The following is an 8,634-nucleotide window of genomic DNA, read 5'->3' as shown; positions in this document are numbered from 1 at the left end:
AGTCGGTGTTGAGAAACACCGACCCGGCACCCACGAAGGGTTCAATCAGGCATTCACCCTGAGGTAAATGCCGTTTGATGTCATCAAGCAGGGGATATTTCCCCCCTGCCCATTTCAAAAAAGCGCGATTTTTTTTCATGCTGACTAACTAATTACACCTTCTCCGGCTGTGGAGAAAGCTCCGACAGCATCCTGCGCTTTAGTCTTTGTCCCGCAATTGGGCGAAACAGCAAACCATTGCAGAACATATCCTATCTTACTTCAAATCGGCCTGAACCTGGTGCAGCGGTTTTGCCCACGGGTTTTTCGCCTGAATGTCGGCGGGTAACGTAGACACTGCACGTTTTGCATCTTCTTTAGACGCATACACGCCCGTCACCAGAACATACCACGGTTGACCGTTACGCGTCGTCTGGTACACCACGTAGTTCTTCAGGTTCTCTTTCTTCGCCCAACCATTCAGGTTGTCGTAGTTAGAGGAACTGCTGAGCTGCAGCGTGTAGTGACTGGATGGCGCTGATTTTAACGCGCCAACGTTCCCTGCACTTTTCGCACCACCCGCAACCGGTGTTGCTGTCGTTGGTGCAGGTGTTGCAGTCTGGGCTGGCGTCGTCGCGGTTGCTTTCGGCTCAACAGTCGCTTTCGGCGTAGCAGCTACCACCGGCGCTTTGGTTGTGGTCGTCGGCGCAGTTGCGGTTGGTTTAGCCTGAGCAACAGGTTTTGGCTCTGTCGGCGTCGCTTTTACCGTGGTCTGCGGCTTGCTCTTCGGCTCAATAACAGCCTGTTTGCGTTCCTGATGTGCAACTGCAGTACGTTCTGCTGGCTCAGTCTTCGCAGTCTGACGCCCTGCATTGCCATTGCGAACTGGTGCTACGGTAGCAGGTTCAGTTGGCAGCGTAGAGTTGACTACGACGTTGTTAACCTGTGCCTGACCTTGCGGCTGCGTCAGTGCATTGTTCAGATCGCCCTGAACTTCGACGCGCTGCTGACCTTCCGCTGTGGCAGGTGCCTGGCCTTGAGTCGGGGTAGAGGAAATCGGCGGCAGAGAAACATCCTGCTGCGTATTGCCAGCGGTCTGCTCAGCACCCGTCGCAGGCATTGTGGTGTTCGCCTGATCCGTCGCATTGCTGCCAGAAAGATCGATGCTCTTCTCACCAGACGCAGCCTGCTCACTGGAAGAGGAAGATGAGGGGGCCTTCAGCGCAGAACCGATACCGACAATCAGCAGCAGAAGTACCAGAACACCCACACCCATCATAATGTACTGACGGGAGGCTGGTTTACTGACCGCTTTTTTACGCTTGCGTGGGCGACGTTCTACACGTTCTTCATCCACAACATCGTCATCAGATTCATAGTCTTCTTCAATGTCCTGCTCTTCATCACGCTCTTTACGTGCCCGCGCAGGACGGCGATCGTCGGCATCCAGATCAACATCATCAAAATTGATTTGCGGCTCATTATCGCGTTCAGACGATTGACGAGAACGACCAGTACGACGATCGCTGGGATCGGGTTTCAGCTCGTCTTCTGGTTTGAATTCATCCATTTAACACCCCACTCAAAGGTTAATGCTTACGACTTTGCACATAACCTGAAGCTAAAAGACTTACGCTTTACAACGCAAGCCTGACCTTTCTTGTTGTTACGCCTGCTGGCAATCAGCAATCGCGTTAAGAACCACCTCGTGCGACACTCCGCCGCGCACTTCACTCTTCCCTATCGCCTGCGGAAGCACTAAACGAATCTCTCCCGCCAACACTTTTTTATCTCGCAGCATGTGCGGCAAATAAGCCTGTGTAGACATTTCACGCGGCCCATTCACCGGTAAACCTGCGCGCTGCAACAGCGTAATAATGCGCTGCGTTTCAGCGGAGGTAAACTGGCCCAAACGTTCTGACGTGCGGGCAGCCATTACCATACCTGCTGCGACGGCTTCACCATGTAACCAATTGCCATAACCCATTTCAGCTTCGATAGCATGGCCAAACGTGTGTCCCAGATTCAGTAAAGCACGTAAGCCCATTTCGCGCTCGTCCGCTGCGACAACTTCTGCTTTCAGCTCACAACAACGGCGAATACAGTACGCCATTGCCGGACCATCCAGACGCAACAACGCATCCAGATTGTCTTCCAGCCAGCTAAAAAATTCACCGTCAAGGATGATGCCGTATTTGATCACTTCCGCCAGGCCCGATGCCAATTCACGCGCAGGAAGCGTTTTCAGACAGTCGAGATCCACCACCACGGAAGCAGGTTGGTAAAACGCGCCAATCATGTTTTTACCGAGGGGATGGTTTACGGCGGTTTTACCGCCTACGGAGGAGTCAACCTGCGACAACAGCGTTGTCGGGACTTGAATAAAACGAACACCACGCTGATAGCTGGCTGCTGCAAAACCGGTAAGATCGCCAATCACGCCGCCGCCAAGTGCGACCAGCGTGGTATCGCGACCATGCGGTTTTTGCAGTAACGCAGTGAAGACCGTATCCAGCACCGCCAGGCTTTTATACTGCTCGCCATCGGGAAGGATAACGCTATCAACGTTAACACCCGCCTGTTCAAGTACGCCGCGAACCTTATCGAGATAAAGGGGAGCCAGGGTTTCGTTGGTCACCAACATAACCTGATCGCCCGATTTCAGCGGTAAGAATGAAGCTGGCTCATCAAACAAACCAGCCGCGATGGTGATAGGGTAACTACGTTCCCCGAGAGTGACTGTAATCCTCTCCATTACGCGACATCCACCTTAGTTACTTGTACCCGCAGACGAGTGTGTATTCAGCCAGAATTAGTTGCTTTCCAGCATATGAATAATCTGGTTTGCTACGACTTTCGCGCTCTGATCATCGGTGCGAATGGTCACGTCGGCAATCTCTTCATACAGAGGGTTGCGTTCGTCGGCCAATGCTTCCAGAACTTCACGCGGCGGCGATTCTACCTGCAGCAGCGGGCGTTTCTTGTCACGTTGAGTACGTGCAAGTTGTTTTTCAATTGTCGTTTCAAGATAGACCACGACGCCACGCGCGGAAAGACGGTTACGTGTTTCACGTGATTTTACAGAGCCACCGCCAGTTGCCAGCACAATACCCTGTTTTTCCGTCAACTCGTTGATGACTTTTTCTTCGCGATCACGGAAGCCGTCTTCACCTTCTACATCGAAGACCCAGCCCACATCAGCTCCGGTTCGTTTCTCAATCTCTTGATCAGAATCGTAAAATTCCATATTGAGTTGTTGAGCTAACTGGCGCCCAATAGTGCTTTTTCCGGCACCCATAGGCCCAACCAGAAAGATATTGCGTTTCTCTGCCATTTTTTCGGTACTACTAAGACTATTCGTTAATGGTAAACCCGCTTCGCAGACACCCAGCGCAGCAGGACATGAACTGAAACCTCATAAGATATTGCGAGAGTCAGACTGAAAATTATCTCAATACTCAAGCGGGTTTGGCAACTGAATAAATCACCAAACCTTACGCATTTCTGGTCGTGGCAGGCATGCTACCCTGCAAACATCTGACCTGATGACGTATCGTGTAGCCAAATGACGCCAAATAAGCCTATGACACACCACCGGAAAGGCGAAGCGTATTCACTGCTGCATAAGTACAGAAAAGTCCCGACACTCAAATCGGTACTCCTTGTATGCTAAATACACCCGCACGTCAAATCCCTGAAACGTGTTCAGCGCGAAAACAACGGGTTTTCATGCATAAGTTATTCTGTTGGGACCAGTCTGGGCGTGATAAAAACCACTAACTCACGCCGCTCATCTTCTTTACCATCATGGCGAAAAAGAGAGCCAAGCCAGGGAATGTCGCCTAATAGCGGCACACTGTCAGCTGCTGATTTATTTTTATGTGAAAAAATCCCGCCCAACGCGATCGTTTCGCCGCTCTTAACCTCCACCAGGGTTTCAATTTCCTGCTTATCGATGGCCAGCACTTCGCCATCCGCTTGCTGTAGCACCTGCCCGGGGACATTCTGGCTAATATGCAGTTTCAGTCTGATCCGCCCTTTCTGCAGCACGGTCGGCGTTACCTCCATCCCCAGCACCGCTTCCTTAAATTCGACGGAAGTCGCGCCGCTTTCACCGCTGGAGACCTGATACGGGATTTCACTGCCCTGCTTAATACTGGCAGGTTGCAGATGAGAAGCCAGTAATCGAGGACTGGCAATGATGTCGAGCTGCTGTTTTTGCTCCAATGCGGACAACTCAAGCTCCAGCAAACGACCATTAATGCGGCCAATATTAAATCCCACCCGCGATGTTGCAGTAGACACAGAAAGGTCGCTGGCAAGCGTGGTGACATTCCCCACCGCCCCTGGCAATTGTGCATCTGCCAGCGACCACTTAACCCCCAGCTCACGCAAACTTTTTTCATTAATCGTGACGATATGCGCCGCCAGCTCGACCTGTTCAACGGGCAAGTCCATTTGCGCCACCCACTGTTCCAGTGTGTTTAGCGCAACAGAATTGTCTCGCAGCAGTAAGCGGTTGGTACGTTTATCGACCGTTATACTTCCTTTAGTACTCAGCAGTTTTTCACCGGCTTTGGCCAACTCGGATGCATCGGCATAGTGCAAAATGATGCTGCGATGTTCCAGCGGCAAGCTGGCCTGAATCCGTGCCTGCTCGTTTTCCTGGCGGGCCGCATTTTCACTCTGCCATTGAACAGAATGCACATGCAGAATATTACCCTCCTGGCGTAATACCAGCCCGGCGCTTTTCACAACTGTCTGCAATGCCTGTTTCCAGGGCACATTCGTCAGATGCAATGACAGCACACCGCTAACATCCGGTGACACCACCAGATTTTTCTTCTCCTGCACCGCCAGCGCCTGCAGCACCTGTACAACGGGCACATCATCGACCACCAGCGTCACGTTTTGTGCTTTCCCAGCCAGCACGCTGGGTATTACGGTCATCAGCACGATGACTATCCACCGCTTCATTCGCCTCTCCTTGTCGTTGCCACTGCCACCGTGATGGCTCACAATCATTCCCTGTGTCGATAGTTACGCTTTGGGCTGTCACCTGAGATACCCTCCAGATGCCATTCAGAACATCTCGCTGCTCGACCCTCCGCCATTTGTGTTGACCATCCTGCATAAAACCAATTGAGCGCCCTCCCTGGATCACCGCCCCCTGATAACGCCATGCCGACAACTCAGCCATCCGGCAGAGATCCTCTGGCGGCTGAAAGGGATTGCGCATGCCGGTCAACAACAGCACGCTAAAACACGCGAACAGCCAGCGCTTAGTCATCATTCAGACGCTCCAGGTGTATCGTCAACAACACATCAGCATCTTCTGCACTAAGAGAAAACTGACTCGTACTCATTCCCTGTTCCGCCAGTAGGGCAAACACGTGTGGGACTGCATCCCACGCAGTTTTCAGCGCCAGTTCGCCTCCCCGTACGGAGGGCTGCCAGTGGATCAGACGTGTAAGAGAGCTTTGATATACCAATGGGGAAAAAGGAACCGGCCTCGCTTCAGAGGGAGAAAAGGGTTGTTCAACCGATGACGCCAGCAGATACAGATTGCGCCATTGATCTTGAATCGCCACGCGTTGACGGACTAATGCTGCCTGCTGCGCTTTCCGTTGTTGCTCTACAGGATAAAGGCACAACAGCGCAGCCGCGATCAGAACCAACATCCAGCCGCCCCAGCACAAAAGTCGAAACCGCGGCGTCTGCGCTAACCAGCCATCACAAAGCGCCTGCATGCATAACACTCCGTATCAGACGATAGTGAAACTGCCAGTGTCCCTGCGCATCTTGTCGCGTTTCCCCTGAGCTTCCCAACTGAAACCCAGGGTGTTTACGTAATTGCGTCTCCAGTCTATGAAGCGCAGCAACGTTCAGCGTCAGCCCTGTCAGCTCCAGCGTATCCTGCTGCCAGGTCATTCCTGTTAACCACGCCTGTTCTGGCAGCAACTCGGCCACCCCTTGTAAAACAGACTGCCAGCTTCGCATCTGTTCACGCCGTTTTTCTCTTTGTTGCGCCTGCTGCCATTGTTGTTGACGCTGTTGCAGGCGCGGCTTGAGCGCTATCAGGGTTTCAGCCCGCATTTTTTCGGCATCAGCCAGCAGTAAATCGACCCGATTATCTACGCGAGAAAGCGCGTAATAACCCAACGCGATACCCACAATAACCAGTAAAGATCCACTCAATAATGCTCCCCACCATTGCAGACGGGCATACCGCCGCGACTGACGCCAGGGCAAAAGATTGATGTTCGCCGCCATCAGTACACACCTCCCATCGCCAGCCCAAGCGCAACAGCAAAGTTGTGGCTTTCCGTTGGAATCGGTGGCTGGCGGACGGACACCGCATTAAAGGGATCAAAGCCACCAGCGTCACATAGCGCAATATCCACAGGGCAAAGAGATAATGCCGCGGCAAGCGCGTCAATATCGTCAATTTCCCCCGTCGATTTACGTCCCCATGCCGTGCGGCTCGCCCAGAGCCATTGGGTATCGTCACGCCATGCCAGACACGATTGATGCACGGGTAAATAAGGAATTAATCGCTGCAAGGCACTGGCATCCGGCGTAATGGCCGTAACCTGTACTTTCAGGGGATGCATCAGTGTCAGGAGTGCCGATATTTCTTTGCTTTGTGCCGCCGTCACGTTGAACGCCGGGCTTAGCGTGTCTTCGCTATAATCAAACTGCAGCGCATCCGGCTCCATATCCAGTTCGCGAGCCATTGCCCCAGACAACCATGCCGTTTGCTCTGGTTCGCGTAGGGTCATTGCTGGACGGGGTAACTTTTTTTGTAACGTCCTGTTGGCAGGAAAAGAAAGGTGAATATGGTGCCTGTGCGGTAGTTCACGGCTCCACGGCAGGAGCACCGCAGTAAGCTGTTCCGGCTCACGAATGTGCCCATCGACGACAACCTGATGTGCCAGCGGCATACGCCACCAGCGTTGTAGGACCCAACCGGATGCGTCACGAACGATAGCGACAGCCAGCGCATCATGTTGCTGAATATGCAGACCAATTTTCCATATACGAAAAGCCATTGCTGATGATCTCCTTATCACCCGTTCCTTCAACGGGTATATCAATGCGTCTGGCTTGCCTTTATACTACCGCGCGTTTGTTTATAAACTGCCCAAATGCCACTAAATGGGAAATCTCCAGTGAAGTTCGTAAAGTATTTATTAATCCTTGCAGTATGTTGCATCCTGCTGGGAGCAGGCTCGATCTATGGCCTTTATCGCTATATCGAGCCACAATTACCTGACGTCGCGACGCTAAAAGATGTGCGTCTGCAGATCCCAATGCAGGTTTACAGTGCTGACGGCGAACTCATCGCGCAATATGGCGAGAAACGTCGAATTCCGGTTACGCTGGATCAAATGCCGCCGGTAATGGTTAAAGCCTTTATCGCCACAGAAGACAGCCGCTTCTATGAGCACCACGGGGTGGACCCGGTGGGGATCTTCCGTGCGGCCAGCGTCGCGTTGTTCTCCGGCCACGCCTCACAAGGGGCCAGTACCATTACCCAACAGTTGGCGAGAAACTTCTTCCTGAGTCCGGAACGTACGCTGATGCGTAAGATCAAAGAAGTGTTCCTGGCTATTCGTATTGAGCAATTGCTGAGTAAAGACGAGATCCTCGAGCTTTATCTGAACAAGATCTATCTGGGGTATCGCGCCTATGGCGTGGGTGCTGCCGCGCAGGTCTATTTCGGCAAGACAGTTGATCAACTCAGCTTAAGTGAAATCGCGGTGATCGCCGGTCTGCCAAAAGCGCCGTCAACCTTCAACCCGCTCTATTCGATGGACCGGGCAACTGCGCGCCGTAACGTTGTACTGTCGCGTATGTTGAGCGAAAACTACATCACCCAGGCCCAGTACGATCAGGCGCGTAATGAAGCGATTGACGCCAACTACCACGCGCCGGAAATCGCTTTCTCTGCACCGTATCTGTCTGAAATGGTGCGCCAGGAGATGTATAACCGTTATGGTGAGAAAGCCTATGAAGACGGGTATCGCATCACCACCACCATTACACGCAAAGTACAGCAGGCAGCTCAGCAGGCAGTACGCAACAACGTGATGGATTACGACATGCGCCACGGCTACCGCGGCCCGTCGAACGTGCTGTGGAAAGTGGGCGAAAGCAGTTGGGACAGCAAAAAAATCACCGATACGCTGAAAGCGCTGCCGACTTATGGACCGCTGCTGCCCGCGGTTGTCACCAGCGCCAACCCACAGGAAGCGACCGCTGCGTTGGCGGATGGAACATCGGTGTCATTACGTATGGAAGGTATGCGCTGGGCGCGTCCTTATCGTTCGGATACTCAACAAGGCCCAACACCGCGTAAAGTGACCGACGTAGTACAGACTGGCCAGCAAATCTGGGTACGCCAGGTGGGAGATGCCTGGTGGCTGGCGCAAGTGCCGGACGTTAACTCCGCACTGGTTTCGATTAACCCGCAAAACGGCGCAGTGCTGGCACTGGTGGGGGGTTTTGACTTCAACCAGAGCAAGTTTAACCGTGCAACCCAGGCGTTACGCCAGGTGGGTTCCAACATCAAACCCTTCCTGTATACCGCCGCGATGGATAAAGGTCTGACGCTGGCGAGCATGCTCAACGACGTGCCAATCTCCCGCTGGG

Annotated in this window: 10 protein-coding genes; 1 reads left to right on the top strand and 9 read right to left on the bottom strand. The window is 53.0% G+C overall.

Translation table 11 applies throughout. The annotated features are described in order from the left end of the window. The 9 genes from FDX03_RS23735 to FDX03_RS20235 all read right to left on the bottom strand — a co-directional run. Window positions 1-139 (bottom strand): DNA adenine methylase (locus FDX03_RS23735; RefSeq protein WP_249357135.1); only part of this gene is annotated, 139 nt, incomplete at its 3' end. Between the two features lie 117 nt (window positions 140-256). Further along, entirely contained in the window at window positions 257-1,549 is a 1,293-nt protein-coding gene (gene damX, locus FDX03_RS20270; protein WP_086523480.1) for a cell division protein DamX, read from the bottom strand. A 96-nt stretch (window positions 1,550-1,645) separates the two neighbouring features. Further along, window positions 1,646-2,734 carry a 3-dehydroquinate synthase gene (aroB, locus tag FDX03_RS20265; RefSeq protein WP_048213545.1) on the bottom strand — a complete coding sequence of 363 codons (1,089 nt, stop codon included), beginning with the start codon at window positions 2,732-2,734 and terminating at the stop codon, window positions 1,646-1,648. A gap of 57 nt (window positions 2,735-2,791) precedes the next feature. Further along, a complete protein-coding gene (gene aroK / locus FDX03_RS20260) occupies window positions 2,792-3,313 on the bottom strand; it encodes a shikimate kinase AroK (protein ID WP_003023552.1) in 522 nt (173 codons plus the stop codon). A gap of 404 nt (window positions 3,314-3,717) precedes the next feature. Next, window positions 3,718-4,956: a DNA uptake porin HofQ gene (gene hofQ, locus FDX03_RS20255; protein ID WP_115642757.1), complete on the bottom strand. Its 1,239-nt coding sequence runs from the start codon at window positions 4,954-4,956 to the stop codon at window positions 3,718-3,720. Further along, window positions 4,868-5,272 (bottom strand): HofP DNA utilization family protein, encoded by a 405-nt coding sequence (locus FDX03_RS20250; RefSeq protein WP_075551437.1) that lies wholly within the window; start codon window positions 5,270-5,272, stop codon window positions 4,868-4,870. Before FDX03_RS20250 ends, hofQ begins: the two co-directional genes overlap by 89 nt. Beyond that, the gene (locus FDX03_RS20245; protein ID WP_249357133.1) at window positions 5,262-5,660 is read right to left on the bottom strand and encodes a hypothetical protein; all 399 of its coding nucleotides are present in this window, start codon (window positions 5,658-5,660) and stop codon (window positions 5,262-5,264) included. Before FDX03_RS20245 ends, FDX03_RS20250 begins: the two co-directional genes overlap by 11 nt. A gap of 52 nt (window positions 5,661-5,712) precedes the next feature. Next, window positions 5,713-6,252: a PilN domain-containing protein gene (locus FDX03_RS20240; protein ID WP_048213548.1), complete on the bottom strand. Its 540-nt coding sequence runs from the start codon at window positions 6,250-6,252 to the stop codon at window positions 5,713-5,715. Next, a complete protein-coding gene (locus FDX03_RS20235) occupies window positions 6,252-7,031 on the bottom strand; it encodes a hypothetical protein (protein WP_048213549.1) in 780 nt (259 codons plus the stop codon). Before FDX03_RS20235 ends, FDX03_RS20240 begins: the two co-directional genes overlap by 1 nt. Before the next feature lie 120 nt (window positions 7,032-7,151). On the opposite strand from FDX03_RS20235, the gene FDX03_RS23730 reads away from it, so the two are divergent. Beyond that, window positions 7,152-8,634: transglycosylase domain-containing protein (locus FDX03_RS23730; protein ID WP_249357132.1), on the top strand; the 1,483-nt coding region annotated here is incomplete at its 3' end.

The organism is Citrobacter sp. wls827, assembly GCF_005280875.1.
Taxonomy (GTDB): Bacteria; Pseudomonadota; Gammaproteobacteria; order Enterobacterales; family Enterobacteriaceae; genus Citrobacter; species Citrobacter youngae.
The sequence above is the reverse complement of the archived record's forward strand: the minus strand, read 5'-3'. Positions and strand labels throughout refer to the sequence as shown.

Bases quoted from the DNA above. Each gene is read 5' to 3' on its own strand.
- damX (WP_086523480.1), bottom strand. From the start codon at position 1,549: ATGGATGAATTCAAACCAGAAGACGAGCTGAAACCCGATCCCAGCGAT.
- aroB (WP_048213545.1), bottom strand. From the start codon at position 2,734: ATGGAGAGGATTACAGTCACTCTCGGGGAACGTAGTTACCCTATCACC.
- aroK (WP_003023552.1), bottom strand. From the start codon at position 3,313: ATGGCAGAGAAACGCAATATCTTTCTGGTTGGGCCTATGGGTGCCGGA.
- hofQ (WP_115642757.1), bottom strand. From the start codon at position 4,956: ATGAAGCGGTGGATAGTCATCGTGCTGATGACCGTAATACCCAGCGTG.
- FDX03_RS20250 (WP_075551437.1), bottom strand. From the start codon at position 5,272: ATGATGACTAAGCGCTGGCTGTTCGCGTGTTTTAGCGTGCTGTTGTTG.
- FDX03_RS20245 (WP_249357133.1), bottom strand. From the start codon at position 5,660: ATGTTGGTTCTGATCGCGGCTGCGCTGTTGTGCCTTTATCCTGTAGAG.
- FDX03_RS20240 (WP_048213548.1), bottom strand. From the start codon at position 6,252: ATGGCGGCGAACATCAATCTTTTGCCCTGGCGTCAGTCGCGGCGGTAT.
- FDX03_RS20235 (WP_048213549.1), bottom strand. From the start codon at position 7,031: ATGGCTTTTCGTATATGGAAAATTGGTCTGCATATTCAGCAACATGAT.